This window comes from Halospina denitrificans, from assembly GCF_004364635.1.
GTDB lineage: Bacteria > Pseudomonadota > Gammaproteobacteria > Pseudomonadales > Oleiphilaceae > Halospina > Halospina denitrificans.
The window spans coordinates 1-26,712 of the sequence record NZ_SOAX01000006.1; the positions used below are offsets into that span (position 1 = coordinate 1).

Genomic DNA, 26,712 nt, shown 5'->3' on the forward strand with positions numbered 1-26,712 from the left:
GACGACGGCACAGTGCTTTGGGCTATGTCAGTCCCATGGACTACGAGCTCAAAACCAGTGCTTAACCGAGTGTCCGTTTTCAGTGGGGCAGATCATTATGAGTGATGAGGGGCACCGGTGATAAAGGATCTGTGCTGATCAAAACAGGACCTTACAGTCGGGCGGAGGTTCACTAAAGGTCACTTTCGGTCGCGAGCGTAGGCAAGTAGTCAAAGTGCTTGAACCGTCCGATGGCGGCGTCTTTCCAGGTGGGCTAGATTGGTGGCTATCCTCGGTATGGTGAAGACGAACGAACACACGAGCATGGAGCAGGCAGTTTCAATTGATGAAACGCTTCAGCATTGCCTTCAAGCTGGGTTGCTTCTCGCGATGCTATCGGGGGTGAGTGGTCCCTGATAGCCTCTACGCAATCATAAAAAATTGATCCGCCCGCACTGTTGAAGAGGAGATGTGTAATGAGAACAAAAGGGACTCTAACGTTCTTGATGCTAATGGTTTTCTGCTCTGGTCTTGTTCAGGCTCAAACCACCAGGAATCTGGCGAATCATCTGGTAATGTGCGAGCCGTTTACGATGAGCTTTGAACACCCTTTTGATGGTGAGATGAAGAAACGGGAAGTAAAAGGCCTCAGGGGTGGGAAGTGTCTCTATGAAGAAGAGATGCCGAACAATACGAGGCTTGTTTGTCGTTTTTCAGAAGAGTTGAGGAAAAAAGCGGCCAATGCCTATCGCCAGGGAGGAAATCGTCCATTACAGGAAATAATGGATGAAGCAGATTGCGACATTGAGGGGGGTTCGAATGCATCGGCAACCGCTGAAGCCGAGAGCGCTCCTGCTTCAAGGGAAGGGGTGGATGCTTTGCGTACTCAATCGCCAGGGTCAAAATGGGAGGATTTCTGCGTGGCGACGGCTGACGAGTCCTTTGCTTATCCGACAGGCTCCGATGACCCGAGGTTTCTGGTGCGTGAAGGTCAGGAGTTCCTGGTTTCATCTCGGTCCTTTGGGGACCTCGATGTCGTAGCGCTACTTGAGGTCGGACCGGTCGTCTTTTCTCTGGATCAGGACGCGGAAGCGAAGTTGAGTTTCAGTTGCGACCCTTCAAGCATTGGCAACTCCTTTAACTCAAAGTTGGTGATCATGGAGGACACGACGGTTTATTCAGATAAAGCGTTGTCGGAAGCGGCGTGTCAGCTGAGTCAGGGTACAGTGGCCAAAGGGCGTAGTTTTAGACTTGATCCCGCGAACGCAAGCACTGGGATGAAGGATCCATACGAGGTTTATCAGTTCAAGCTGAGCGGCGCATTTTCTGGGAATTGTGATGGGCTGAACAGCGGCTACATTAAAGCGCCGAGAGCCGAGATTTATGGCATCTGGCAGTCGGCTGTGCCAGTCGTCTATCTCTGGCCTCAGGATTGAAAACAAGCTGCCGGAACCGTTGAGTTGATCGTAATGGTCCTTGCAGTGAGGGGGCGTGCGTAGGCAACTGTAGTCAAAGCGGGGGAAAGGGCTAGGCAGGAGGCCGTAACCCTTTGAATTTGGTAGCAAGGGGCGGATTCGAACCGCCGACCCCGGCATTATGAGTGCCGTGCTCTAACCAACTGAGCTACCTTGCCAGAAACTGTTGCAGCGCCTCTAGCACTGAACTGAGGCGCGTATTCTCTGGATTTTTGCCCGGGGTGTCAAGGCATCCCCGGGCATCACTGAGAGACGAGCCGGTCGGGCTTAGTTCCCGCCAGCGCCCTCGTTGGCGAAGTACTCCTTGGTAATGGCGAACACCGTGCCGGAGAGGGCGAGCAGGGCGATCAGGTTGGGGATGGCCATCAGGGCGTTGAGCACATCCGCGATCAGCCAGATCAGCTCCAGGTTGGCGACCGCGCCCACAACCAGCAGGATGACCCACAGGTAGCGGTAGGGCATGATCACCTTCACGCCGAACAGGAACTCCGCGCTGCGCTCGCCGTAATAGCTCCAGGCGACGATGGTGGTGAAGGCGAAGAAGATCATGCCGAAGGTGACCACCCAGTTGCCGCCCGGGATGCCCTGATCGAACGCCATGGACGTCAGGGCCGCGCCGGTCTCGCCGGTTTTCCAGGCCCCGGTGAGCACGATTACGAGGGCTGTCATGGTGCATACGATGATGGTATCGATGAAGGTACCCATCATGCCCACGGTCCCCTGACGCACCGGGCTGTTGGTCTGTGCTGCCGCGTGCGCGATGGGTGCTGAGCCCAGGCCGGCTTCATTGGAGAAGACGCCGCGCGCCACGCCGAACCGGATCGCTGCCCATACAGCAGCTCCGGCAAATCCGCCCGTGGCAGCTGTTTCGGTGAAGGCGCCGGTTACAATCTGTGCCAGCGCTCCGGGAACCTCGGGGAGGTTCCAGACGACGACAGCGAGTGCGCCCAGGATGTAGATCACGGCCATCAGGGGAACCACCTTTTCGGTAAGATGGGCGATGCGACGTATGCCGCCGATGATCACCAGGAAGACCAGGACGGCAAGTACCACACCGGTTACCCAGGCGGGTACGGCCATGTTGGTTTCCAGCACGTCCGCCACTGCGTTGGCCTGCACCGTGTTACCGATGCCGAAAGCCGCCACCATGGCAAACAATGCGAACAGGGCACCCAGCCAGTGCCAGCGGGGGCCGAGGCCATTCTTGATGTAATACATGGGCCCGCCCACATAGCGCCCCTCTTCATCAACCTCACGGTATTTCACGGCCAGGACGGCCTCCGCGTACTTGGTGGCCATGCCTACCAGTGCCGTCATCCACATCCAGAACACGGCGCCGGGGCCACCCAGCGCAATGGCCGTGGCCACGCCGCCGATGTTACCGGTGCCGATGGTTGCGGACAGGCTCGTGGAGAGAGCCTGGAAGGGGGTGATCTCCCCTTTGTCCTGGTCCCTGGAGCGCCGCCCCAGGAACATCTGCCGGAATCCATAGCCGATCCGGCGGATGGGCATGCCGCGCAGCCCCAGCGTGAGGTAAAGGCCTGTTCCCAGCAGCAGGGCCAGCATGGCAGGCCCCCAGACCACGCCGCTGATGCTTTCCAGTGTGCTCGTTATCAGTTCCATGTTGCTCTCCAGCTTCAGGTTCCGACTTTGGAAGCGCGCTCTTGATGTACGCTCCGCACTGTGTGGTCCTGGGGGAGTCCCGCTTCAGGCCGCCACTGGCGTCAACTCTGACAGGAGAGGGGGCTACCGATCCAGTGTTTCGTGCTAGACGTTGAAACGGAAGTGCACCACATCACCGTCCTGGACGATGTATTCCTTGCCTTCCAGGCGCCATTTGCCTGCTTCCTTGGCGCCGCTTTCCCCGTTGTAGGCGATGAAGTCTTCGTAGCTCACCACTTCCGCCCGGATGAAGCCTTTCTCGAAGTCCGTGTGGATCACACCGGCGGCCTTGGGGGCCGTGGAGCCTTTCGGGAAGGTCCAGGCGCGGACTTCCTTGGGGCCGGCGGTGAAATAGGTCTGGAGGTCGAGCAGGTTGTAGCCGGCGCGGATGACGCGGTCGAGGCCCGGTTCTTCCATGCCCATCTCGGCGAGGAATTCGGTTTTTTCCTCGTCTTCGAGCTCGGCGATCTCGGCTTCGATCTTATTACAGATGGCCACCACACCGGCATCCTCTTTCTCCGCTATGGCGCGCACGGCGTCCAGGTGCGGGTTGTTCTCGAAGCCCTCTTCGTTGACGTTGGCGATGTAGACGGTGGGCTTGGCAGTGAGCAGGTGGAGTTCTTTCAGAAGCTCGTGGTCGTCCTCTGAGAGATCCATGCTGCGGATCGGGTCGCCTTCGTTGAGTACGGGCTTGATCTTCTCGAAGAGCGCCAGTTGGGCCTTGGCGGTCTTGTCGCCGCCCTTGGCGTTGCGTTCGCTCTTCTTTTCGGCCTTTTCGATGGTGTCGAGGTCGGCGAGGGCGAGCTCGGTGTTGATGACCTCGATGTCGCTGGCCGGGTCGATGGTGTTGGAGACGTGCATGACGTCGTCGTCGTCAAAGCAGCGCACGACGTGGGCGATGGCTTCGGTCTCGCGGATGTTGGCGAGGAACTGGTTGCCAAGGCCTTCGCCCTTGGAGGCGCCGGAGACGAGGCCGGCGATGTCGACGAATTCCATCGCGGTGGGGATGGTTTTTTCGGGTTTGACGATCTCGGCGATGCGGTAGAGCCGTGGATCGGGGACGAAGACGACGCCGGCGTTGGGTTCGATGGTGCAGAAGGGGAAGTTTTCTGCGTCAATGCCGGCGCTGGTCAGGGCGTTGAAGAGGGTGGACTTGCCGACGTTCGGAAGTCCTACGATGCCGCATTTGAATCCCATATCGTTTGTACTCTGCTGCTGGAGACTGTTGGTTCGTTGCCGGTGAGCCATGGCTTGGTCGGGGCGGGCTTTCCGGGAATCGCCACAAGTACATCCGTGTAGGCTGCCCTCCGCCATCCATGGCTCCGGAGCTTCCCGGAAAGCCCGCCCCGACCAAGCCATGGCTCACTTAGAGTCAGGTGCTTTATTCGTATTTGAACGCGTGCAGCCGGTTCATGGCTGCGGACCAGTCGCCTTTGATGCCGTCCGGGAGGGCGCGTATGGCTTCGTCCAGGGCGGCTTCTATGGCGGTGGTTTCCTGTTTTCCGGCCGTTGAAAGCACGTAGTTTACCACCTGTTTGCTGTCTCCGGGGTGGCCGATGCCGACGCGGAGGCGGCGGAAGTCGGAGCTTCCGAGGTGGCGGACCATGTCGCGGAGGCCGTTGTGGCCGCCGTGGCCGCCGCCCTGTTTGAATCGCGCGGTGCCCGGGGGCAGGTCGAGTTCATCGTGGGCGACGAGTATGGATTCGGGTGCGATCTTGAAGAAGTCGGCGACCGCTTTCACGGACTGGCCGCTGCGGTTCATGAAGGTTGTTGGGAACAGGAGGTGGAGGTCGGTGCCCAGCCAGTGGGCCTTGCAGTGGTAGCCCTGGAATTTGCGCTCTTCGCGCAGTGGCTGCCCGGTTTCCCGGGCGAGCATTTCCAGGAACCAGAGCCCGGCGTTGTGCCGGGTTCCGGCATACTTCGGGCCCGGATTGCCCAGTCCCACAATGAGTTTGAGCGGTTCTGTTTCCATTCCGGGCACCGGGGCGGCGGATCAGTCCTCGCCGCCTTCCTCTTCTTCGCCTTCCTCGCCTGCTGCTTCACCACCAGCCTGGTCGGCTTTCTTGCCCTTGGGCTTGTGGATGGCAACAACCGGATGGTCGTGGTCTTCACCCTGCTGCAGGGCGACGATTTCCACGCCCTTGGGCACATTGAGGTCGGACAGGTGGAGGATCTGTTCCAGCTCCATCTCGTAGAGGTCGACTTCAATGTACTCGGGCAGGTCGTCCGGAAGACAGGTGACTTCCACTTCCATGGTTTCGCGGTAGACGGAGCCGCCCTGGAGCTTGATGGCGGGCGCGCTTTCCTCGTTGAGGAAGTGGATCGGGACGTTGACGTTGATCTTGTGGCCTTTCTCGACCCGCAGGAAGTCCGCGTGGGTCAGGATCGGCTTGTAGGGGTGGCGCTGCAGGTCCTTGATGATCACGTCTTCTTTCTTGCCATCGATCTTCAGGGAGATGATGTGCGTGAAGAAGGCTTCGTTCTCGATGGCCTTTTTCAGGTCATTGTGCCAGAGCGTGATCGGCTTCGGACTCTTGCCTTCACCGCCATAGACGATGGCGGGGATCTTGCGTTCCACGCGACGCAGGCGGCGGCTCGCACCTTTCCCCTGGTCGTCGCGACTAAACGCTTCGAGTTCAAATGCTTGTGCCATGGATGTTTCCTCCTGGGCATCCACAGGGCCCGCGACCAGGCTGTGCTGCGGATGATTCGATTCAGCCCCTGTGGGCGTTTAAAACCATGAACGCCCTGTTCCTACACCATCTCAGTCGATGGTGTAGCTGAACATGGCGCTGATGGACTCTTCGTTGCAGACCCGGCGGATGGATTCCGCAAGCAGGCCCGACATATCGAGGGCGCGGATTTTATCACACTTGGCCGCATTGTCACCCAGGGGAATCGTATTTGTGACGATCAGTTCATCCAGTTGGGAGTTCTGGATGTTTTCCACGGCCGGGCCGGAGAGGACCGGATGCACGATGTAGGACATGACCCGGGTGGCCCCATACTCCTTGAGTGCGTTGGCGGCCTTGCAGAGGGTGCCGGCGGTGTCGACGATGTCGTCCACCAGGATGCAGGTCTTGTCGCGGACGTCACCGATGATGTGCATGACCTGGGAGTCGTTGGCCCTGGGGCGGCGTTTGTCGATAATGGCCAGGTCGGCATCCAGTAGTTTGGCGATGGCCCGGGCCCGGACGACACCGCCCACGTCAGGGGAAACCACGACGTAGTCACTGTAGTGCTGGCGTTCGATGTCTTCCAGCAACACGGGGGTGCCGTAGATGTTGTCCACGGGAATGTCGAAGAAGCCCTGGATCTGGTCCGCATGGAGATCCACCGTCAGTACCCGGTCAATGCCGGCGCTGGTGACCATGTCCGCGACCAGCTTCGCGGTGATCGCAACCCGGCTGGACCGCGGGCGGCGGTCCTGGCGGGCGTAGCCGAAGTAGGGGACGACCGCTGTGATTCGGGCTGCCGAGGCGCGACGCAGCGCGTCGACCATGACCAGCAGTTCCATCAGGTTGTCATTGGTGGGCGCGCAGGTGGACTGCAGTATGAATACATCGCGGCCACGCACGTTTTCATTCAGCTCAACGGTGGTTTCACCGTCGCTGAATTTCGCGACTGTGGCATCGCCCAGGGGAATATTCAGTTTTTTGGCGACATTCTGTGCCAGCCGGGGATTGGCATTCCCCGAGAAGACCATCAGGTTGGACACGGCGGAATCCCTCTGATTTTCGTCTGGTGTTTGGTGCGGTTCGGAAGGAGAAAGATGGCTGGGGTGGCAGGATTCGAACCTGCGAATGACGGGATCAAAACCCGCTGCCTTACCACTTGGCGACACCCCATTTGATCGTCTTCTTGGCATCAATCCAGCTCACCCAGTTGCGTGTACAGTGGAGATCGGTTTCTGCCACGGGCGATGAAACCGTTGATGCCTGAGGGTTTTTCCTCGTATGCGGTAATGGCTGCGGATTGTGTCTCGAATGGACAGAAAACGCAAGCCCCTGTTCCCGTCAGTCGTGCCTCGCCGTAGTGTTGCAGCCACGCCAGGGCCTTATCGACTTCCGGGTACAGCAAACGAACAACCGCCTCGCAATCATTGCGGAAGCCGCTACCGCTACCCTCGAAAGCGGTGCGTATTCTCCTTTTCGGCGTATTCCGTGTCAAGTCGGAATGCCCAAAAACCTCACCCGTGCTGATTTCGCAGTCCGGGTGCAGCACCAGGTACCAGGGCTCGGCCGGTTCAACCGACGTGAGCTGTTCGCCAATGCCCTCGGCCCAGGCGGCATGGCCATGGATAAACACGGGCACGTCGGCCCCGAGTGACAGTCCAATATCGGCCAGCTGCGTGCGTGACAGGTTCAGGCCCCAGAGCCGGTTGAGGGCCACCAGGGTGGTAGCGGCGTTGGAGCTTCCACCGCCGAGCCCACCTCCCGAAGGAAGGTGTTTCTCGATCCGGATATCGGCTCCGGGATGGCTCTGTCCGCCAGGAGCACCGCTCTGCTGCAGTCGGTGGGCGGCGCGCGTGATGAGGTTGTCTGCCGCGGGCAACTCACCCATCCCGCTCAGGGAGACTTCACCGTCATCCCGCGCTGTGAAGGTGAGGGAGTCGCTGTAATCCAGGAACTGGAAGAGTGTCTGGAGTTCGTGGTAGCCGTCGTTGCGCCGTCCTGTGATGTGCAGGAAGAGGTTGAGCTTGGCCGGGGCTGGCAGCGTCAACGTTGCAGGGGTGCTCATTGCTGCGGTGTCCACCGGGTCAGTACGAGTCTCAGTCTCAGATCGCCACGCGTGGCTGTCAGGCTTCTGGGCACCTCGGGCAATCCTTCAAGCGTCTGGTGGCTGTCGAAGTTCAGTTCCCAGCCGTGCTGGCGCAGGTAGGCGATCTGGCCCTGGGTGTTGAAGAAGAGCTGGTGGTCATCGCCAGGGACCGGCAGGCCTCGAATCCAGTAGTAAAGGGCCTGTACCGGCAGCGTCCAGCCCAGTGTGTCCTCGATGAGCTGTTCGGGATCGGCGGACTGGTAGGTCTTGCCGTCCGGGTCGGTTATCACCAGCGAGGCGGGTGAGCCTTCCAGTCGCACGGTGCCCATGCCCATGAATGCGGATGACATCTCAATCCGGAAATAGTCCCCGCGCTGGGTCCAGCTCCGGATCACGGCTGAATCCGTTCCTTCCTCGTGACGAACCGCGACCTTGCCCTGGAGCTCCCAGTGGTTGAAGTCGCTGAGGCGCTCGCGCCTTTCAGGCCAATCGTCTGGCTTCTCGGTCGTGTAGCTGTCGTCCGGCGGTGGCGCCGGGGGAGCGGTCATGCATCCCTGGAGCAGCAGCACGATACCGGCCAGCAACCAGTACCGTACCGCCATCAGAAGTCCTCCGCGCTCAGGCCCAGTTCATCCAGGATCTCCAGCAGGGGAGTGAGCTGCTGTTCCTCGTTTTCGTCCAGCGCGCGGCGCCAGATCATCCTGGCATCGTCTTTCTTGTCCATGGCCCAGAGGACCCGTCCAAGATGGGCTGCAATCTCCACATCCGGAAGGATGTCATAGGCCTGTTTGAGATAATCCAGCGCCTTCTGGTTCTCGCCGAGGTGGTAGTGAACCCAGCCGGCACTGTCGAGGATGGCCGGGTTTTCCGGCTGGATTTCCAGCGCCTTCATGATCAGTTGCCTGGCTTCCCCGTAGCGTTCGGTGTGCACCGTCAGGGTGTACCCCAGCGCATTCAGGGCCACGGCATTGTTGGGTTCCTGCTCCAGGACGCCGCGCAGGTCGGCTTCCATGGCTTCGATCTGTCCCGCGCGCTCATGCAGCATGGCGCGGGCATAGCGGATGTCGGAGTTTTCCGGATGCTCAGACAGCGCGCTGTCGGCCACTGTCAGTGCCTCGTCATGCTCGCCCAGGTCAAGCAGCAGGTTGATCTCGAGAAGCCAGAGCCGCTCGCGCTGTTCCGGCAGCCGTGCGCGCAGGTTCTCGAGCTTGTTTCGCACACTGTCGAGTTCGCCCTGCTTTGCCTCCAGGAAACTGGCACGCGAGAGCGCGGAGAAGAAGTGGGAGCCCCCCTGGACCTGGCGATAATGGTGCAGGGCTTCGTTGGCGTTATTTTTATCGTCCGCGAGCCGACCCAAGTAGAAATGGGCTTCATTGGTGTGGAGACCCTCGGCGACAAGTTCCTGAAGCAGCGTTCTGGCCACGCGGTTGTTGTCGTTCTCCAGGGCGACAAGCGCGCGTGACAGCTTCAGGCTCGAAGCTTCGGGGAAGCGCTCCATCAGTGACTGGAACTCGTCTTCCGCAGCCTGGAGCCGTCCGGCGTTGACCAGGATCCGCGCATAGAGGGTGCCCAGACGGCGGTTGTCCGGGAAGCGACGGGTCTGGCGACGCAGGTAATTGATGGCTTCCTCGTTGCGCTCAAGGTCGTAAAGCAGTTTGCCTTTCAGGGTGATGGCCGGCTGGAAATTGTCATGGCTTTCGAGAATGCCGTTGACCAGCGACAGTGATTCTTCCGTGTTGCCGGCGTTGTCGTTAAGCAGCGCCAGGCTGTAGGTGACGTCCGGTTGATCCGGATGGCGGTCATGAACTTCCCGGTAGAGTCGCAGCAGTTCCTGCTGTTGTTCCGGTTTCATGGCACGGGCCTGGGTCGCCAGGGTGTCGAACTGGGCGACTTCGCCCTGGGTGTAGAGGCGCTCCATGTACTGGATTGCCTGCTCAAACTCGTCGTTCTGCAGGGCACGCAGGGCAGCGATGCGCAGGGCCTGGGGTGCGTCGGGGTTGGCCTTCAGCCAGATGGCGGCGATCTGGCGCTGGGCGTTGGTTGCGTTCAGGGCCTGGGCAATCTGCATGGCGCGGCGTATAACGCCTTCATCGCCGGTGTCCGCTGCCGCCTGGGTGTAGTTGACGAGAGTGACGTCAAAGCGCCCGCGCTGCGCCGCCAGTTCCGCGCTCAGCAGGGCGAAGAGGACATCGGGCGGAAAGTCCCGATAACTGATCTCCTCCTCGTCCAGGGTCGCCTCGGCCACCTTGTCTTCCGTGCTTTTGTCCTCTTCGGTTGCAGGCTTGTCATCAGTGTCGGACGGCTTGGAAGGCTCCGTCATAAGACCGGAACAGCCCACCATGAGGAAGGTGAGGCCCAGAACCGGCAGTAAGGCACATTGGTGTTTTCGCATTTTGAATCCGTTGCTGGCGATGCGGTTACCCGCAGGCTTGTGATACTGGATTGACGCCTAATAATGGCACAGCTGGGAAGTCTTGCCCAACCTTGCGCCGCCAGTATCAGTAGCACTGCCCGGCGTTGGCCGTTACACTAGGCAGCGTGAAGGCAGAGGGCTCCGGGTAGCAGTTATGGCGTTGTTGGTGCTTGGTATTAATCATCGCACGGCCAGTGTGGAAACACGCGAGCGCGTGGCTTTCCCGGACCGGGAACAGGCCTCGGCGTTGAGCAATGCCCTGCAGCTGCCCGGCGTGGCCGAGATAGCGCTGCTGTCCACCTGTAACCGTACTGAACTCTACGTCTCCCACGAGGATGTCGGCGTTGAAAGCCTGATTGAATGGTGGGGCGCCTGGCTGGATTTGGATACGGAAAGCTTCCGGGATAATGTCTACAGTTATCATGGCCAGGAGGCGGTCCGGCATGTGATGCGGGTCGCCTGTGGCCTGGATTCCATGGTCCTGGGGGAGCCACAGGTTCTCGGGCAGCTCAAGGAAGCCTATTCGCTGGCGTTCGGCGCCGGCTCCACGGGCACCATTCTCTCCCGCCTGTTTGAATATGCTTTTTCAGTGGCCAAGCGGGTTCGCACGGATACCGCTATTGGCGAAAACCCTGTTTCAGTTGCCTATGCCGCGGTCTCGATGGCCCGGCACATCTTTTCGGACATGCGCGATAACACCGCGCTGCTGATCGGCGCGGGCCAGACGGTGGAGCTGGTTGCCCAGCACCTCTATGAAGCGGGGGTCAGGGACATCGTAGTGGCCAACCGCTCCCTCGACCGGGCAGAGATGGTTGCCTCGCGGTTCGGCGGCCGCTCGATAAGCCTGGCGGTTGTTCCGGACGAGTTGCCGGCGGCGGACATCGTGATCGCCTCCACGGGCAGTCAGCTCCCGATCCTCGGCAAGGGCGCGGTGGAAAAAGCAATCCGCAAGCGCAAGCACCGACCCGTGTTTATGGTGGATCTTGCGGTGCCACGGGATATTGAGCCGGAAGTGGGTCGGCTGGACGACGTCTTCCTCTATACCGTCGATGACCTTCATGGGGTCATCGAAGAAAACCGTCGTTCCCGGGAAGGCGCGGCCGAGGAAGCGGAAAACCTCATCCGCGAAGGGGCATCCGACTTCATGTACCAGCTGCGGGCCCTGGATGCGGTGGCCACGCTCAAGCAGTTCCGTGGCGAGATCGAGAACGTGCGGGATGCGGAGCTGGACAAAGCACTGCGTTCGCTGGCATCCGGCGGCGATCCGGAAACCCTGCTGCGCAGCATGGCGCGCAGCCTCACCAACAAGTTTCTGCATCAGCCCACGGTGCAGGTGCGCAGGGCCACGGCGGAAGGCCGGATTGAGGTCACGGACTGGCTGCGTGAACTCCATGGTATTGAGGCCGCCGAACACGCCAATGCAGCCGAAGTCGGCGACCAATCCAGTGAAACGCCCCAGGAAGAGCCCACAAGTGGTACCCGGAGCACTTCATGAAGGATTCCATAGCCCGGCGGCTCGACCGCCTGGTTGAGCGCCACGAGGAAATCAGCGCGCTGCTTGCCGACCCCGCCACCATCGGGGACCAGAAACAGTTCCGCGAGCTTTCCCAGGAATACGCGGAAATCGAGCCGGTGGTGGCGCATTACCAGCAGTACCGCAAGGTTCAGGAGGACCTGTCCGACGCGCAGTCACTGATGCGCGATGGGGATCCGGATATGCGCGCCATGGCAGAAGACGAGGTTGCCGCCAGCGAAGCCCGTCTGACGGAGCTCGATGCGGAGCTCCAACGCCTGATGCTACCGAAGGACCCCAATGAGAACAACAATGCCTACCTCGAGATCCGCGCGGGTGCGGGTGGTGACGAGGCGGCGCTGTTTGCGGGGGATCTTTTCCGCATGTACGGACGCTATGCCGAGAACCGGGGCTGGCGGGTCAGTGTCCTGAGCCAGAGCGAGGGCGAGCACGGCGGCTACAAGGAACTGATCGCACTGGTGGAGGGCAACGGTGTCTACGGGCGCCTGCGGTTTGAGTCCGGCGGTCATCGGGTACAGCGGGTTCCGGAAACCGAATCCCAGGGCCGCATCCACACCTCCGCCTGCACCGTGGCGGTCCTGCCCGAGGTGGACGCGCCGGATGAGATCAGCATCGACAAGAACGACCTGCGTGTGGATACCTTCCGCTCCTCCGGGGCCGGCGGGCAGCACGTGAACACCACTGATTCCGCCATCCGCATCACCCATATTCCCACAGGCATGGTGGTTGAATGCCAGCAGGAACGTTCCCAGCACAAGAACCGGGACCGGGCCATGGCTTTCCTGCAGTCCAGGCTTGAGCAGGCGGAGCGCGAGAGGCTGGCAACCGAGGAGGCGGATACCCGCCGCAATCTGGTCGGCAGTGGTGATCGCTCCGAACGCATCCGCACCTATAACTTTCCCCAGGGCCGAGTCACGGATCACCGCATCAACCTGACCCTCTATCGGCTTGAGGACGTGGTCGAAGGTAACCTGGACATGATTATTGATCCCCTGCTTCAGGAGCATCAGGCTGAGCAGCTGGAGGCACTGGGAGCCGAAACGGCATGAGGGAAGGAGACACGATCGAAAGCCTGCTGGCGGATGCAACCGAAAGCCTGGAAGGCTCCGGAACCGCCACACCCCGACTGGATGCGGAACTGCTTCTTTGCCACCAACTGGACTGCACCCGCACCCGCTTTATGACGTGGCCGGAACAGAAGGTCAGTCCTGAGGATTCCGAGGCATATCGGGCGCTGGTTGTGAAACGGTGCGAAGGGTTGCCCATTGCCTATATCACGGGCGAAAGCGAGTTCTGGTCCCTGCCACTTGCCACCTCGCCGGACACCCTGATTCCCCGCCAGGATACCGAGACCCTGGTTGAACAGGCCCTGTTGCTGCCGCTCCCCGACGATGCACGGGTCCTGGACCTGGGCACCGGAACCGGGGCGGTTGCGCTGGCACTGGGGAGTGAGCGCTATGGCTGGGACGTAACCGGCAGTGACGCCTCGCCCGCCGCCATCGCTCTGGCACGCCGCAACGGGGAGGCTCTGGGGCTGCCCGGGGTGACCTTTGTGGAAAGCGACTGGTTCAGCGATCTTGAACCGGGCCGCTGGGACCTGATCGTCTCCAACCCGCCCTATGTGGCCGAAGGCGATGAACACCTTGAGCAGGGCGACCTGCGCTTCGAGCCCCATTCCGCCCTGGTTGCCGGCGCGGATGGCCTGGATGCGATACGCCTAATTGCCCGTGAGGCCCCCGCACACATTAATCCCTGGGGCTGGCTGCTCCTTGAACACGGTTATGAACAGGCAGAGGCCGTTGTCGATCTCCTGGGCGAGGCCGGTTTCCGCGACCTGTTCAGCCGCCGCGATCTCACCGGCCGCTTCCGGGTCACGGGCGGACGCTGGCCCGGAGGCGGCGCCTCGTGAGCCCGCTCACCGACGACGACCTCCAGCGCTACAGCCGCCAGATCCTGATGCCTGAATTCGACATCGCCGGCCAGCAGGCCCTCGCCGACAGCCGCATCCTGGTCGTCGGCGCCGGCGGCCTCGGCTGCCCCGTCGTCCTCTACCTGGCCGGCGCCGGTGTTGGCCATATCCACGTCATCGACGACGACAGGGTGGAACTCGCCAACCTCCAACGCCAGATCGCCTTCACCATGGACGACCTGGACCACCCCAAAGCCACAGCCCTGGCCAACCGCGCCAGGGCCCTGAATCCCGGCGCCAACGTCACCGCCGAAACCGCCCGAGCCGACCCCCAATGGCTCGGCCTCAACCTCGGCGAATACGACCTCGTCCTGGACGCCACCGACAACTTCAACACCCGCTTCGCCATCAACCAGGCCTCCGTCGCCTCCGGCGTCCCCCTCGTCTCCGGCGCCGCCATCCGAGCCGAAGGCCAGATCGCCGTCTTCGACCCCAGAGACAAAAACTCCCCCTGCTACCAATGCCTCTACGCCGACGTCGGCGAAGCCACCCTCAGCTGCTCCGAAACCGGGGTCCTCGGCCCCCTCGTCGGCATGATCGGCACCACCCAGGCCATGGAAGCCATCAAACTCCTCGCCAACGTCGGCGCCCCCCTAACCGGCCGCCTCCTGATCCTCGACGCCTGGCGCATGCACTGGCGAGAAATGAAAATCCCACCGGACCCCCAATGCAAAGTCTGCGGCAACTCCTGAAGCGGTAACTCGTAGCTTGAGGGAGTCGGGCAGGTGCGTCTTTCCGGGAAGCTCCGGAGCCATGGATGGCGGAGGGCAGCCTACAGGGACGTACTAGTGGCGGTTCCCGGAAAGACGCACCTGCCCGACTCCTGCACCAATACCCAAAAGCTGCTTCAGGACTTGGATAACGCCTGAAACCGAGCAATCGCCTCCTTCCGACTCTCCTTCAAATCCACAATAGGCCCCGGATACCCCCGAACCCCACCATTCGGATTAAACAATGCCTTGCCCTCAAGATGCCCAATCTCCGGCACATACCGCCGAATAAAAGCCCCCTCCGGATCAAACCGCTCACTCTGCGTCACCGGATTGAAAATCCGGAAGTAGGGCGCCGCGTCAGTCCCCGTCGACGCACTCCACTGCCACCCCCCATTATTCGACGGCAAATACCCATCCACCAAAGACCGCATGAAATACCGCTCCCCCAAACGCCAGTCAATAAACAGATTCTTGGTCAGGAACATCGCCGTCACCATCCGCAACCGGTTGTGCATCCACCCCGTTTCATTCAGCTGCCGCATGGCCGCATCCACAATCGGTATCCCCGTGCGCCCCTCACACCAGGCATCAAAAGCCTCACCCGGCTCATTCCATACCAACGCGTCCGTCTCCGTCTTGAACGGACGGTGCTTCGACAGCCGCGGAAAGTGCACCATCAGCTGGATGTAGAAATCCCGCCAGGCGATCTCGTTCAACCAGGTTCGACCCGCCTCCGGCCGCCGGCTTTCACGGATGGCCTCAAGCCCCTTGATTACGCATTGGCGCGGAGAGAGCACACCAAGGGCGAGGTAGGGCGAGATGATGCTGGTGCCGTTCAGGGCCGGGAAGTCCCTGTTGTTGCCATAGGATGCCATGCGCTCATGAAGGAAGCGCTCAAGCTTCTCGTGCGCGACCCTCTCCCCCGGCGCCACCCAGTGCGCTTTCTCCGTACGCCACTCACTCAGCTCCGGAATGGCGGGACGCTCAACCGGTTCAGCCTGGGGCGCGGGACGGGGATGCAGGCTGGGCGGGTTCTCGTCGATCCACTGCCACCAGCGGCGGGAATAGGGCGTGAACACCGTGTAGGGGGTGCCACCGCCTGTATAGAGCGCACGGACGGGAACCACCGTCTGGTCCCGGTAAATATGGAACCCGATGCCGGATGGTTCGAGCCAGTGCTTGAGCCGGTGATCGCGGTTGCGCTCGTTGACCGCGTACTCCTCATTGCAGTGGACAGCCTGTGCGCCGATCTCGCGGCAGAGCTCAAGCAGGGCGTCATCGGTGTCGGAAAAGCGTGCCAGTGTGCGGATGTGCAGGGGAATACCCAGGCTGGCCAGATCGTCCGCCAACCTGTCCAGGCTGCGCAGCATCAGGTCCGTCCGAGCCGGGGACCAGTCGTGTTCCCGCCACTGGTCCGGCGTGGGCAGGAAACAGGCCTCAACCTTCTCCCCCTGGTGCATGGCGGCGGTCAGTGCCGGATTATCGGCAAGGCGAAGGTCGTTGCGGAACCAGATCAGCTGAGTCACGGCGCGTCCTGTTGATTGAAAAGGGTAGTGATGTGTTCGCTGCAGGGGCTCCTTTGGATTATAGTGATTGTCCAAAATATTCAGGAGTTGCTCGCACCATGGAGCACATCTTCGGCTAGGCCGGGGACGGAATAGACGGATCGATCAATGAATCCACTGGACTGGCTGACACTGGATAACCTCATCCTCCTGGTGGCGAACAATTCCCATTGCATGGAAGAACCCGAGCCCTTCGTCTTTCTTCAGCAGTTCGGGGCCTCGTCGGTGGACCTTCAGCTGTCGTTCCGGCTCCGGCGGGAGGATGTGTGAGAGTTGCGCTCGAATATGCTGTTTGCCATCAAGGCGGCGTTTGACCGCGCAGGCATTGAGATTCCGTTCCCACATACCACACTTTACGCTGGCCAGCATTCGGACCCGATTCCCGTGTCGGTACAGCACAATCAGGACAAGTCATGACAGACAGCGACAAGGCGGATGAGCGATACTGGCTCGGTTGGCGGGAATGGGTGGCACTCCCGGATCTGGGCATTCCACGGCTGCGTGCCAAAGTGGATACCGGAGCCCGAACATCCTGCCTGCACACCTTTGATCTGGAAGCCTATGAAGGGGAGGGTGGGCGCAGGGTCCGGTTCCGGATCCACCCCAGCCGCAAGCGCCTGGATTGGGTCATCGATTGCGACGCCCCCCTTCTGGACGAACGGGTCGTGACGGATTCCGGGGGCCACCGGGAGATGCGCTTTGTGATCGAAACACGGATCTGGATCGGGGCGGAGTGCTGGCCCATTGAAATGACTCTGACCAATCGGGATACCATGCGCTTCCGTATGCTGTTGGGTCGAACCGCCATGGCTGGAGGTATCTGCGTTGATCCTGCTGCCTCGTTTCTGGCTGGAAAACCGCGTGAGGAGTAATCCATGAGAATTGCAATCATGTCGCGCAACAAGCGTCTCTATTCCACTCGCCGGATGGTCGAGGAGGCAAAGAAACGTGATCACGATGTGCAGGTGCTTGATTTCCTGCACTGTTACATGAACATCACGCCGGCCAGCCCCACCATGCATTACCGTGGTGAAAAGTTACCGGAATTTGACGTGGTGATTCCCCGGATCGGGGCCTCGGTTACATTCTATGGCGCTGCTGTGTTGCGTCAGTTTGAGATGATGGGGGTTTTTCCAGCCAACGAATCCGTGGCCATCACCCGCTCCCGGGACAAGCTGCGCTCGCTCCAGCTTCTGGGCCGCAAGGGTTTGGGGATGCCGATTACGGGCTTTGCGAGCAAGCCGGACGATGTGCCCGACCTGATCCGGATGGTTGGCGGCACGCCCGTGGTCATCAAACTGCTGGAAGGAACCCAGGGTATCGGTGTGGTGCTGGCCGAGACCCGCAAGGCTGCCGAGAGTGTCATCGAGGCGTTCATGGGCCTGAAGGCGGATATCCTGGTCCAGGAGTACATCAAGGAATCCGCGGGGGCCGACATCCGTTGCTTTGTCATCGGCGATAAGGTGATCGCGGCCATGAAACGCCAGGCGGGGGAAGGCGAGTTCCGCTCCAACCTGCACCGGGGTGGGCAGGCCTCGCTGGTTCGGATTACGCCTACGGAACGCAAGACCGCAGTGGCAGCCGCCAAGGCCATGGGCCTGAATATCGCCGGTGTTGACCTGCTGCGCTCGAGTCGCGGGCCCCTGATCATGGAGGTGAATTCCTCGCCGGGACTCCAGGGCATTGAAGCGGCAACCAACAAGAACGTCGCGGGCATGATCATCGAGTTCATCGAGAAGCGGGCCAAGCCCTGGCAGACCGCGACCAAAGGGGCCAGGGGCTGACCATGGCAAAACGTGCAGCCTTCAGGCTGGGTGATGAGCGGATTCCGGCCGGGGAGCGGCTTCAGGTCGAGGTTCCCATCGGTCGACTCTACACACAGACGCCCCTGCACATCCCTGTGGAGGTGATCCACGGCCGGCGTCCGGGCCCGACCCTGCTGGTCTGTGGCGCCATTCACGGCGACGAGATCAATGGCGTGGAGATTGCCCGTCGGTTGCTGCGCACCTCCGGGCTCAAGCGCCTCCGTGGGACGCTGCTGGTGGTGCCAATCGTCAATGTGTTCGGCTTTCTTCACCAGTCACGCTATATGCCGGACCGTCGCGATCTGAACCGTTGTTTCCCGGGCAGCGAGAAGGGCTCCCTGGCCGGGCGCATCGCCTATCTGTTCAGGACCCAGGTCCTGGACAAGGCGACCCATGTGATTGACCTTCACACCGGCGCCAACCACCGGTTCAATCTGCCCCAGATCCGGGCGGAACTCCGTAATCCGGCCACTGCTGACATGGCGGAGAGTTTTGCCGCCCCCATCGTGCTCAATGCGACCCTGCGCGAGGGCAGTCTAAGGGCCTGTGCCGATGCGGCCGATACGCCGGTGATCACCTATGAAGCGGGCGAGGCGCTTCGGTTTGACGAGGTGGCGATCAACACCGGGGTACGCGGCACGCTGCGCGTGATGCGGATGCTGGAAATGCTCCCGAACCGCCGCCGTGGCCGGCACAAACCCCGCAAGCGCGCCGAGGTGGCCTCCACCTCAACCTGGATGCGGGCCGAGACGGACGGCATCATGCGCCCGGTTGCGGGCATTGGGCACCGTGTGCGGGAAGGCCAGCGCCTGGCGGTGGTGGCGGATCCGTTCGGGCGCCTGGAGTCGCCCGTGCTCAGCTCGGTATCGGGAATCGTTATTGGTATGAACAACCTGCCCATGGTCAATGAAGGGGAGGCGCTGTACCACGTTGCCCGGTTCGACGAGCTGGACGAGGCGATGAAAACCATGGATGCGTTCCGTGACCGTTACAAGCCCCTCCAGGGGGAGGAGCGCATGGCGGACCACCCCTGGGATAATGACTTGGGGCAGGACAACAATAACGGCGACACCAGCCCCGATAATAGCGACGACGAAAACAGCTAGAGGTTTTCCTCGGCGTATTCCGCCAGTGGTGAACGTGGCACGCCCTGCAGGTGGATGTGACCGCCGTGTTTGAAGCCCTTGAAGCGCTCGGTCATATAGGTCAGGCCGGAGCTCAGGGAGTTCAGGTAGGCGGTATCGATCTGAGAGAGGTTACCCAGGCAGACCACCTTGCTGCCGGTGCCGGCGCGGGTGATGATCGTCTTGAGCTGGTGCGGCGTCAGGTTCTGGCTTTCATCAATGATGATCAGGCTGTGCTGGAAACTGCGGCCCCGGATGTAGTTCAGTGACTTGAACTGCATGGGCACCTTGCTGAGGATGTAGTCCACGCTGCTGTGCATGTTCTCGTCATCCTCGTGCAGGGCTTCCAGGTTGTCCACAATGGCGCCCAGCCAGGGTTCCATTTTCTCGGCTTCGGTGCCCGGCAGAAAGCCGATGTCCTCGTCCAGCCCCTGGGTGCTGCGCGTGGTAATGATCCGCTTGTAGTCCTTGCTGGCCACGGTAAGCTCAATGGCTGCAGCGAGGGCCAGGATGGTCTTGCCGGAGCCCGCCGAGCCGGTCAGATTCACCAGGTGCACGTCCGGGTCCATCAGCAGGTTCAGCGCCAGGGCCTGATAGATGTCCCGCGGTGTGAGGCCCCAGACCTGTTGATGCATCAGGTCGTCACGGTAGAGGTCCTCGATGACCAGTCTTTCCGGCTCCGTCTCCGTGATGCGGCCGATGAAACCCTGCTGGTCCAGGATGAACTCATTGATCTGGTAGTCTTCCATTTCCTCGGAACGGGGCACCAGGTGCTCGGTGATGCCGGCGCGCTGGACGGTCTCAACCTTCTCGATCCGGTCCCAGAATGAGCCCTCGAATTCGTGATAGCCGCTGGGCAGGTAGCGGACGTCGTCCACCAGCTGGTCCGTGTGGTAGTCCTCGGCTTCCAGCCCGAAGCCACGCGCCTTGAGGCGCATGTTGATGTCCTTGCTGACCAGGATGATGGGCTTGTCGCCGTGGCGCTTCTGGAGCTCGGCAAGGAGGTTGATGATGCGGTTGTCGTTCAGGTGCTCTGGAAGCTGGTGCTCCGAGGCACTGCTGCGTGCCATGCCGATGGCCAGGGTGCCCAGTGGGGCGGATTTCTCGCCCCGTGTGATGGGGACGCCGGTTTCAATGGCGCTGGGGTCGGCACTCTCAAGGATCCGGTCAATGGTCCGGATGGCCTGGCGGCAGTCGGCCGCGACGGACTGCTTGCCGTTCTTGAGCTGGTCGAGTTCTTCCAGGACGGTCATGGGAATGACAACGTCGTGTTCCTCGAAGTTCAGCACTGCTGAGGGGTCGTGAATAAGGACGTTGGTATCAACGACGTACATCTTGGTCTGAGACCGGTCTTCCCGGGTCATGCGAGCACCTTCCGGCAGACGCTGTTCAAGCGGTGGATTAAACGGCTGACGCTCCGCCCCGTCCGTCATCATCAAGACAACGGCGGGTAAGCTCGGGGTCGGCCACCAGTTTCAGCATGTCATAGGTGGTAACGATACCAGTAATGGATTCATCCTTTGTGACAAAGATGCGATGCAGGTGTTCCGCCATCATGATGTCCGCGATGGTTCGTACGCTGGTATCTTCTTCAACCGACATCACGCTTGGTGTCATGATGTCCCGCACTTCCACGGGCATCCGGCTCAGACCGTCGAACATGAGCTGCTTGAGTCGTCGGGCTTCGTCCCGTTCCTCGGGGCTCAGTTCTTTTTCGGTCTCCGGGTTTGCCCGATTCCAACGGAACTCGGCAATATCCTTGAGGGTTACGATCCCGATGATGTGGTCATCCTCGTCGCACACGGGGCTGCCCGTGATTTCGTTTTCGGTGAGAAAACGCGCAAGCTCCTGCATGGTCCAGTTCTGGGGGACCGCCTTGACGCTGGGCGTCATGATGTCACGGGCAGTTACGGTCATGGTTCAGCCCTCCATATCGGCCGAGTCGTCACTCTTGCTGCGACGCGCCTTCTCGGCGGCGGTTGCCTCGTCCGTGGACTCCGGCGGTACCACATTCCGGATCTGGCCGTTCTGGTCGTATTCAATGGTATAACCCTGATACTGCTCTTCCTGCACGACCCGGTTCAACTCTTTCAGTGACTCATAGGGTATATCCGTAGCAAGCCGGTTGACCAGCCACACGGGAAGCGACCCGCCGGGTTCGGCGTGCTGGTACCAGATCATGCGGGTGCGGTTCTCGCCCTCGCGTGTGAATTCATAGACCGTGGAGGCTTCCTCCATGCGCACATAGCCATCGCGCTTTTCCTTGCGATCGGGTACCGCCTCCATCTCCATGACGATTTCATCACGGTTCGAGCCGGTCATGGTTTTGATATGCAACACATAGTCGCGATCGCTGGCGGGCCAGGGCATGTCGTTGATGGAGTAGGCGTAGCGGTCGTTGAATGAGCCGCCGGAAAGGTTGTAAGCCTGCGCGCACTGGTGGACCCATTCCATACAGGACCGGGGATCGGACATCACGGCGAGGACGGCCTCGAGTGGGGCCTCCAGCACGATCTCTGCGCGGAAGGCATTGATCCGGGAGTCGTCCATATTGCGGGTATAGACCCGGATCCCGTCCTCCTTGAGGTCAAGATTCCAGTTTTCTTCACCGGTGGGAACGCTGGCGCTACCGAAGGTCGGCATCAAAAGCAGGAAAGCAAGGGTCAGGAAACTGAAAAAGCCGGTTCGCATGGGCCTCTCGGATTGGTCGTCGGTATCGGGTCGGGACTCTAGCACGAAGGGGCTCCATCCGAATGATAAGCGATTGGCAGTTTGGATGGAGCCGTTCCGGTCATCTCTCGTTTTCGGGCAACGTGACGTTCAGTTCAAGGACAGAACAGCTGTCGTTCTTGTCCAGCTGGACCTGGACCTGGTCGTCACGGATGGCCACATAGCGCCGTATCACCTCAAGCAGCTCCTGCTGCAGTTCCGGAAGGTAGTCCGGCTGATCACGCGTGTTGCGTTCGTGCGCCACAATGATCTGCAGCCGCTCCTTGGCGATGGACGCGGACGTCTGTTTCTTGGTCTTGAAGTAATCGAAAAAGCTCATCATCAGCCTCCGAACATCCGTTTGAGGAAGCCTTTCTTCTGGGGATCCAGAAAGCGCAGTTCACGTTCTTCGCCGAGCAGTCGGGCCACGGCGTCCTCGTACGCCTGCCCGGCCTCGGTGTCCTCGTCCAGGATGACGGGGGCGCCCTGGTTGGAGGCGTTCAGCACGGCCTGGGATTCGGGGATGACCCCGAGCAGCGGGATGCTGAGAATGTCGTTGACGTCCTCGATGGACAGCATTTCGCCGCGTTCCACACGCTCGTGGTTGTAGCGGGTCAGCAGCAGGTGCTCCTTCACCGGGTCGTCCCCACGCTCCGCGCGCCGCGACTTGCTCTGGAGGATGCCGAGAATCCGGTCCGAATCCCGTACGGAGGAGACCTCCGGGTTGGTCACCACGATGGCCTCGTCCGCGAAGTACAGCGACATGAGGGCGCCGTGCTCAATTCCGGCGGGCGAGTCGCAGACCAGATAGTCGAAGGTTTCCGACATCTCGTTGAGGACCTTTTCCACCCCCTCGTGAGTCAGTGCTTCCTTGTCCCGGGTCTGGGAGGCGGGGAGGATGTAGAGGTTGTCCACGCGCTTGTCCCGGATCAGGGCCTGGTTGAGGGTGGCCTCGCCCTGGATGACGTTGACGAAGTCATAAACCACACGGCGTTCGCAGTTCATGATCAGATCCAGGTTGCGCAGGCCCACATCGAAATCGATGACGGCCGTCTTGTAGCCTTTCTGGGCCAGACCGGTACTGATGGACGCGCTGGTCGTGGTTTTGCCAACGCCTCCCTTACCTGATGTAACGACAATGATTCTAGCCAAGGTTATCGTCCTGTTTGCCTGTTATAGCTTCCTGTTATCGGCCGAGCGGGTCGACCACCAGTGCATCTCCGTTGAGTCTGACGCGGGCGGGCTCCCGCCAGCCGCTGTCCTGCAGATCCTCGGAGATTTTATAGTGTCCTGCCACGGACACAAGCTCTGCTTCCAGTGATTGGCAGAAAATACTGGCGTTGCTGTCACCGTGGACGCCTGCCAGGGCGCGGCCCCGCAGCGGACCATAGATATGGATGTGACCCGCGGCCAGCACCTCGGCGCCAGCGCCTACAGGCGCCATGATAATGAGATCGCCCTCCGGGGCATAGACCTGCTGGCCGGAGCGTACCGGCTGTGTGACCACCTTGCCCGCGCCGGGCGCGGCATCGCTGTCCGCATGGGCCTCCGTGGCTGCTTCGGCGGTGTCGCCTTCGGCGGGATCCGGCAGGGGATGACCGGCTCGCCCGGCGGGGAGCCACGCCAGCGAGGCGTTGCGGGCAAGGCGTCTCACGTCCTCGTCGCCACCCCTGACGCCCAGCACCTGTATGGAATGGGTGCGGCAGCAGCCAATAAGCTGGAAGAAATCCAGATCCGCAAGGTTGCCCTCGTACTGGTCGAGACCGATCACCAGGGGCAGGTCCCGGAAGAAGTTGGGGGCCTGGCGGATTTTATCCCGCAGGTTCTTTTCGAACATTTCCATGTCGAAATAGCGGAGTTCCAGAACCGTAAGAGTCTGTGTGGCGCCGCGAAACTCAAAGCAGGCGTCCCTGGTTCCGGCCATGGCGGCGGATTCTGTCATCGGGGTATCCTGTGTCCGGGTTCTTGCATGTCCTGATACTGTTGATGCGCTGCCCTAAGATACAGCGGTACTTCTGTTTACAGCAACTCTGGAGGGCTGCAGGGCCTTGGTTCGGAAGATTATCCACTGTGACGCGGATTGTTTCTACGCCGCTGTCGAGATTCGTGACAATCCGCAGCTGGCGGGGTTGCCCATTGCCATCGGGGGCACCTCCGGACGGGGCGTGGTCGCGACCTGCAGTTATGAGGCCCGTGCTTTCGGGGTGCGCTCGGCCATGCCGGTGTCGGAGGCGCTCAGACTCTGCCCGCACCTGGAGCTTCTGAGTACTGACATGCCACGGTATCAGGCGGTTTCCAAACAGTTGATGAACATTCTGCGCGAGTTCACCCACCTTGTAGAGCCACTGTCCCTGGATGAAGCCTATCTCGATGTGTCGGGAAGTGAGCACTATCAGGGCAGCGCGACCTTGATGGCCCGGGCGATCCGCGAACGGGTTAGGCAGGAGCTGGGAATTACCGTTTCCGCCGGTGTCGCGCCCAATAAGTTCCTGGCCAAGGTGGCCAGTGACTGGAACAAGCCGGATGGCCTGTGCGTGGTGGCGCCCGAGGATGTCGCCGATTTCGTAACGGATCTGCCGGTTGAAAAGCTGGTGGGCGTCGGTCCGCGCACGGCGGAGCGATTGCACGAGCTGGGCATTCAGACCTGTGAGCAGCTCAGGGAATGGTCGGAGATGGCGCTGCGGGAGCGGTTTGGTCGCCACGGGGCGCGATTGTTCAGCATGGCACGCGGCGAGGATGACCGCCCAGTTGCAATCAGCCGGCCGCGCAAGTCCATCAGTGTCGAGACCACCTACAACCGCAACCTGGAAACCCTGGCCCAGTGCCAGTCCGCCCTGGAGGGGCTCGTTGCGGACCTGCACCGGCGCATGGGGCGCAAGGGTATTGATGGAACCGGGGCAACCGCCATGGAAAAGCTTTTCGTGAAGTTGCGGTTTGCCGACTTTGAAACCCATACGCGCGAGTCTCTCTGGCGCCAGCCCCAGCTTCCAGGAACCGGGGATTTTCTGCCGCTTCTGGAAACCCTCTATGGCGACGTTCCCCGCCCGGTTCGCTTGCTGGGGTTGGGGGTGCGTTTTCCGGTGGCTTCCGGACGCGGCGCCGGTTATCAACTCTCCCTGTTCTGAACAGTGCCACACTTTCCCTCAGGATAGGCCCTGCAGGAAGCCTGACGCCATGACCGTGGTCAGGACCGCAAAGCCCGCGCCAATGAGCCCACCCGCCAGGACATCACTGGGGTAATGGAGGCCGAGTATGACCCGCGAGGCAAGGACACTGATGGTGAACGGCAGCACGGCTGCGCCAAGCAGTGGCAGGTAGCTGATCAGCAGCCCATTGAAGCAGACCGCGTGCAGACTGTGCCCGGAGGGGAAGCTGTAGCGGTCCAGCGGTGGCGTGACGCATTGGATAACGGGGAAAGAGATAAAGGGGCGCTCACGCACCAGAAACGTCTTGAGTACCTTGTAGAGCAGTGTGCAGGCGATGCCGGTGGCCGTCATCAGCGCGGCAAGCTTCCAGCCCCACCAGCCGTAGGTGACTGGCAGTAACAGGATAATCGCATACCAGAACCAGCCGTTGCCCAGCCAGCTGATCAACCGGAAGTAGTCGCGCACCAGCGGGAAGCCAGCGCTGTGGTTGATCTGCTCGCACCAGCGGTGTTCAAACCGATCGATGCGACTGAAAACCCGCGACGCTCTGCTCTGTGCCATTGTCGATGGCCTCCTGCGGTTCATTGAAAAGGTGCTGTTCGAAAGAGCGGGCGAGTAACGCCCAGTCCAGTGATTCGGCATGCTCGCGCGCGCGGCTGCGAACCGCGCTAAGCAGTGTTGGCTGATCCGCGAGGCTCATGGCGGCAAGGCTGAATTCCTCGCCGTCGTCCATGGCCAGCTTGCGCCCGTTGATGCCGTCATCGATGTGCTCATGGGCGGCCGCGTGATCAAAGGCCACAACACCAAGTCCGCTGGCCATGGCTTCAAGAACCACATTACCGAACGTTTCTGACTGGCTGGGGAACAGGAAGATATCCGCTGACGCATAATGCCGCGCCAGGGCATCCCCCGTTTGGATACCGCAGAACAGGTAGTTCGGGTGTGTACGCTGGAGCTTCTCCCTGAGTGGCCCATCCCCCACGAGGATGAAGCGGGCGCCAGGGTGTATCGCCTTCAGCCGCTCAAAGGTGCTGATGGCCTGGGCCAGATTCTTTTCGGCGGCCAGGCGCCCCACATAGAGCACCGCAAGCTGGCTTTCGTTTACGCGCCATTGAGAGCGGAGTTCACTGCTTCGCCGCGCCGGGTGGAAGTGGCGGCTGTCTACGCCGCGACTCCAGCAGTGGACATTGCCGATGCCCCAGCGCTCAAGTTCCCGGCAGACCCTCGCTGTGGGCGCCAGCGTTGCACCGCAGCGGTTGTGAAAGGCAACGAGATAGCGGCGGATCAGGCTTTCCAGAAAACCGGCGCCGTAGTAGCGGCTGTACTGGTGAAAGTTGGTGTGGAACCCGGACAGGGCCGGAATTCCCATCTGGCGTGCCAGGCTGAGGGCAATCCATCCGAGCGGGCCCTGGGTGGCGATATAGACAGCCTCGGGCCGGTTTTTCTTCCAGGCGGCGCGCAACCGGCGCGGGGATGGCCATCCAAAGCGCAGTTCCGGGTAGCCCGGGAGGGGTAGCCCCCGTACCCGATGGTGACGTTCGCCCTCGAAACTACCATCTCCCTGCCGGGATTCACCGCGCTGGAAGGGTCTTACGACGCTCAGCTGGTGGCCCGCCATCCGCAGTTCACGACAGAGATTGGCGAGGGTATTGGCCACCCCGTTGATCTCCGGCGCGAAGGTCTCGGTTACCAGACAGATGTGACGTGGTCCCATGGTGCCTCCGGTGGGTCCCGTTTGATGATTCCAGTATCGGGAGCGGCGGTTACTGGTTTGTGACAGTTCTGTGATGATTGGATGACAGCGGGGCTCCCCAAACCGTCGGCTGGCGTTGCCATGGCCCGGTAGACGCCTTAGCA

27 protein-coding genes and 2 tRNA genes are annotated in these 26,712 nt (G+C 61.1%); 10 read left to right on the forward strand and 19 right to left on the reverse strand.

Annotation, left to right across the window (positions count from 1 at the left end):
• Positions 1 to 455 precede the first annotated feature (455 nt).
• On the forward strand, positions 456 to 1,415 hold the full coding sequence (locus DES49_RS11990; protein WP_133736669.1) for a hypothetical protein: 960 nt from the start codon (positions 456 to 458) through the stop codon (positions 1,413 to 1,415).
• A gap of 120 nt (positions 1,416 to 1,535) precedes the next feature.
• Here DES49_RS11990 and DES49_RS11995 read toward each other — a convergent pair.
• From DES49_RS11995 to DES49_RS12040, 10 genes are all read right to left on the reverse strand, one after another.
• Positions 1,536 to 1,612 (reverse strand) — tRNA-Met (locus DES49_RS11995).
• Positions 1,613 to 1,721: 109 nt separating this feature from the next.
• Positions 1,722 to 3,077 (reverse strand): alanine/glycine:cation symporter family protein, encoded by a 1,356-nt coding sequence (locus DES49_RS12000; RefSeq protein WP_133736670.1) that lies wholly within the window; start codon positions 3,075 to 3,077, stop codon positions 1,722 to 1,724.
• 144 nt (positions 3,078 to 3,221) lie between these two features.
• Entirely contained in the window at positions 3,222 to 4,313 is a 1,092-nt protein-coding gene (ychF, locus tag DES49_RS12005) for a redox-regulated ATPase YchF (protein ID WP_133736671.1), read from the reverse strand.
• A 184-nt stretch (positions 4,314 to 4,497) separates the two neighbouring features.
• Positions 4,498 to 5,088 (reverse strand): aminoacyl-tRNA hydrolase, encoded by a 591-nt coding sequence (gene pth / locus DES49_RS12010; RefSeq protein WP_133736672.1) that lies wholly within the window; start codon positions 5,086 to 5,088, stop codon positions 4,498 to 4,500.
• A gap of 21 nt (positions 5,089 to 5,109) precedes the next feature.
• Positions 5,110 to 5,769 carry a 50S ribosomal protein L25/general stress protein Ctc gene (locus DES49_RS12015; RefSeq protein WP_133736673.1) on the reverse strand — a complete coding sequence of 220 codons (660 nt, stop codon included), beginning with the start codon at positions 5,767 to 5,769 and terminating at the stop codon, positions 5,110 to 5,112.
• A 111-nt stretch (positions 5,770 to 5,880) separates the two neighbouring features.
• Entirely contained in the window at positions 5,881 to 6,834 is a 954-nt protein-coding gene (locus tag DES49_RS12020) for a ribose-phosphate pyrophosphokinase (RefSeq protein ID WP_133736674.1), read from the reverse strand.
• A gap of 55 nt (positions 6,835 to 6,889) precedes the next feature.
• Positions 6,890 to 6,964, reverse strand: a tRNA-Gln gene (locus tag DES49_RS12025).
• A 19-nt stretch (positions 6,965 to 6,983) separates the two neighbouring features.
• Positions 6,984 to 7,856, reverse strand: coding sequence for a 4-(cytidine 5'-diphospho)-2-C-methyl-D-erythritol kinase (gene ispE / locus DES49_RS12030; RefSeq protein ID WP_133736675.1), 873 nt, complete (start codon positions 7,854 to 7,856; stop codon positions 6,984 to 6,986).
• Positions 7,853 to 8,479 (reverse strand): lipoprotein insertase outer membrane protein LolB, encoded by a 627-nt coding sequence (gene lolB / locus DES49_RS12035; RefSeq protein ID WP_133736676.1) that lies wholly within the window; start codon positions 8,477 to 8,479, stop codon positions 7,853 to 7,855. Before lolB ends, ispE begins: the two co-directional genes overlap by 4 nt.
• Positions 8,479 to 10,269 carry a tetratricopeptide repeat protein gene (locus DES49_RS12040; protein ID WP_133736677.1) on the reverse strand — a complete coding sequence of 597 codons (1,791 nt, stop codon included), beginning with the start codon at positions 10,267 to 10,269 and terminating at the stop codon, positions 8,479 to 8,481. Before DES49_RS12040 ends, lolB begins: the two co-directional genes overlap by 1 nt.
• Before the next feature lie 175 nt (positions 10,270 to 10,444).
• Here DES49_RS12040 and hemA point away from each other — a divergent pair, with 175 nt between their 5' ends.
• The 4 genes from hemA to DES49_RS12060 are packed head-to-tail and all read left to right on the forward strand — an operon-like array spanning position 10,445 to position 14,485.
• Positions 10,445 to 11,785 carry a glutamyl-tRNA reductase gene (gene hemA / locus DES49_RS12045; RefSeq protein WP_133736678.1) on the forward strand — a complete coding sequence of 447 codons (1,341 nt, stop codon included), beginning with the start codon at positions 10,445 to 10,447 and terminating at the stop codon, positions 11,783 to 11,785.
• Entirely contained in the window at positions 11,782 to 12,873 is a 1,092-nt protein-coding gene (prfA, locus tag DES49_RS12050; RefSeq protein WP_133736679.1) for a peptide chain release factor 1, read from the forward strand. Before hemA ends, prfA begins: the two co-directional genes overlap by 4 nt.
• Positions 12,870 to 13,733 (forward strand): peptide chain release factor N(5)-glutamine methyltransferase, encoded by an 864-nt coding sequence (prmC, locus tag DES49_RS12055; protein ID WP_133736680.1) that lies wholly within the window; start codon positions 12,870 to 12,872, stop codon positions 13,731 to 13,733. Before prfA ends, prmC begins: the two co-directional genes overlap by 4 nt.
• On the forward strand, positions 13,730 to 14,485 hold the full coding sequence (locus DES49_RS12060) for a HesA/MoeB/ThiF family protein (protein ID WP_279591383.1): 756 nt from the start codon (positions 13,730 to 13,732) through the stop codon (positions 14,483 to 14,485). The genes prmC and DES49_RS12060 overlap by 4 nt, the downstream gene beginning before the upstream one ends.
• A gap of 155 nt (positions 14,486 to 14,640) precedes the next feature.
• Here the strand turns inward: DES49_RS12060 and DES49_RS12065 are convergent, their stop codons facing one another.
• Positions 14,641 to 16,032 carry a cryptochrome/photolyase family protein gene (locus tag DES49_RS12065; protein WP_133736681.1) on the reverse strand — a complete coding sequence of 464 codons (1,392 nt, stop codon included), beginning with the start codon at positions 16,030 to 16,032 and terminating at the stop codon, positions 14,641 to 14,643.
• 147 nt (positions 16,033 to 16,179) lie between these two features.
• Here DES49_RS12065 and DES49_RS15515 point away from each other — a divergent pair, with 147 nt between their 5' ends.
• The 4 genes from DES49_RS15515 to DES49_RS12080 all read left to right on the forward strand — a co-directional run bounded on the left by DES49_RS15515 (position 16,180) and on the right by DES49_RS12080 (position 18,982).
• Positions 16,180 to 16,341, forward strand: coding sequence for a hypothetical protein (locus DES49_RS15515; RefSeq protein ID WP_166646077.1), 162 nt, complete (start codon positions 16,180 to 16,182; stop codon positions 16,339 to 16,341).
• Between the two features lie 143 nt (positions 16,342 to 16,484).
• Positions 16,485 to 16,943 carry an ATP-dependent zinc protease family protein gene (locus DES49_RS12070; protein WP_133736682.1) on the forward strand — a complete coding sequence of 153 codons (459 nt, stop codon included), beginning with the start codon at positions 16,485 to 16,487 and terminating at the stop codon, positions 16,941 to 16,943.
• A gap of 3 nt (positions 16,944 to 16,946) precedes the next feature.
• The gene (gene rimK, locus DES49_RS12075) at positions 16,947 to 17,855 is read left to right on the forward strand and encodes a 30S ribosomal protein S6--L-glutamate ligase (protein ID WP_133736683.1); all 909 of its coding nucleotides are present in this window, start codon (positions 16,947 to 16,949) and stop codon (positions 17,853 to 17,855) included.
• A 2-nt stretch (positions 17,856 to 17,857) separates the two neighbouring features.
• Positions 17,858 to 18,982 carry a succinylglutamate desuccinylase/aspartoacylase family protein gene (locus DES49_RS12080; protein WP_133736684.1) on the forward strand — a complete coding sequence of 375 codons (1,125 nt, stop codon included), beginning with the start codon at positions 17,858 to 17,860 and terminating at the stop codon, positions 18,980 to 18,982.
• Here the strand turns inward: DES49_RS12080 and DES49_RS12085 are convergent.
• Genes DES49_RS12085 through minC form a run of 6 tightly spaced genes read right to left on the reverse strand, consistent with a single transcriptional unit; the run spans position 18,979 to position 23,651 of the window.
• Positions 18,979 to 20,364 carry a PhoH family protein gene (locus DES49_RS12085; protein ID WP_424955236.1) on the reverse strand — a complete coding sequence of 462 codons (1,386 nt, stop codon included), beginning with the start codon at positions 20,362 to 20,364 and terminating at the stop codon, positions 18,979 to 18,981. The two genes, DES49_RS12080 and DES49_RS12085, sit on opposite strands and share 4 nt — an antisense overlap.
• A 37-nt stretch (positions 20,365 to 20,401) precedes the next feature.
• On the reverse strand, positions 20,402 to 20,917 hold the full coding sequence (locus tag DES49_RS12090; protein ID WP_133736685.1) for a CBS domain-containing protein: 516 nt from the start codon (positions 20,915 to 20,917) through the stop codon (positions 20,402 to 20,404).
• 3 nt (positions 20,918 to 20,920) lie between these two features.
• Positions 20,921 to 21,736: an START domain-containing protein gene (locus DES49_RS12095; RefSeq protein WP_133736686.1), complete on the reverse strand. Its 816-nt coding sequence runs from the start codon at positions 21,734 to 21,736 to the stop codon at positions 20,921 to 20,923.
• Between the two features lie 55 nt (positions 21,737 to 21,791).
• On the reverse strand, positions 21,792 to 22,049 hold the full coding sequence (gene minE, locus DES49_RS12100; RefSeq protein WP_133736863.1) for a cell division topological specificity factor MinE: 258 nt from the start codon (positions 22,047 to 22,049) through the stop codon (positions 21,792 to 21,794).
• A gap of 2 nt (positions 22,050 to 22,051) precedes the next feature.
• Complete coding sequence (gene minD, locus DES49_RS12105) at positions 22,052 to 22,861, reverse strand: septum site-determining protein MinD (RefSeq protein WP_133736687.1); 810 nt, start codon at positions 22,859 to 22,861, stop codon at positions 22,052 to 22,054.
• Positions 22,862 to 22,895: 34 nt separating this feature from the next.
• Positions 22,896 to 23,651, reverse strand: a complete 756-nt coding sequence (gene minC / locus DES49_RS12110) for a septum site-determining protein MinC (protein ID WP_133736688.1) — start codon at positions 23,649 to 23,651, stop codon at positions 22,896 to 22,898.
• Positions 23,652 to 23,757: 106 nt separating this feature from the next.
• On the opposite strand from minC, the gene dinB reads away from it, so the two are divergent.
• Positions 23,758 to 24,834, forward strand: a complete 1,077-nt coding sequence (dinB, locus tag DES49_RS12115; RefSeq protein ID WP_133736689.1) for a DNA polymerase IV — start codon at positions 23,758 to 23,760, stop codon at positions 24,832 to 24,834.
• Between the two features lie 18 nt (positions 24,835 to 24,852).
• Here the strand turns inward: dinB and DES49_RS12120 are convergent, their stop codons facing one another.
• Positions 24,853 to 25,416 (reverse strand): phosphatase PAP2 family protein, encoded by a 564-nt coding sequence (locus DES49_RS12120; protein WP_133736690.1) that lies wholly within the window; start codon positions 25,414 to 25,416, stop codon positions 24,853 to 24,855.
• Complete coding sequence (locus DES49_RS12125) at positions 25,367 to 26,569, reverse strand: glycosyltransferase family 4 protein (RefSeq protein ID WP_133736691.1); 1,203 nt, start codon at positions 26,567 to 26,569, stop codon at positions 25,367 to 25,369. The genes DES49_RS12120 and DES49_RS12125 overlap by 50 nt, the downstream gene beginning before the upstream one ends.
• Between the last annotated feature and the right edge of the window lie 143 nt (positions 26,570 to 26,712).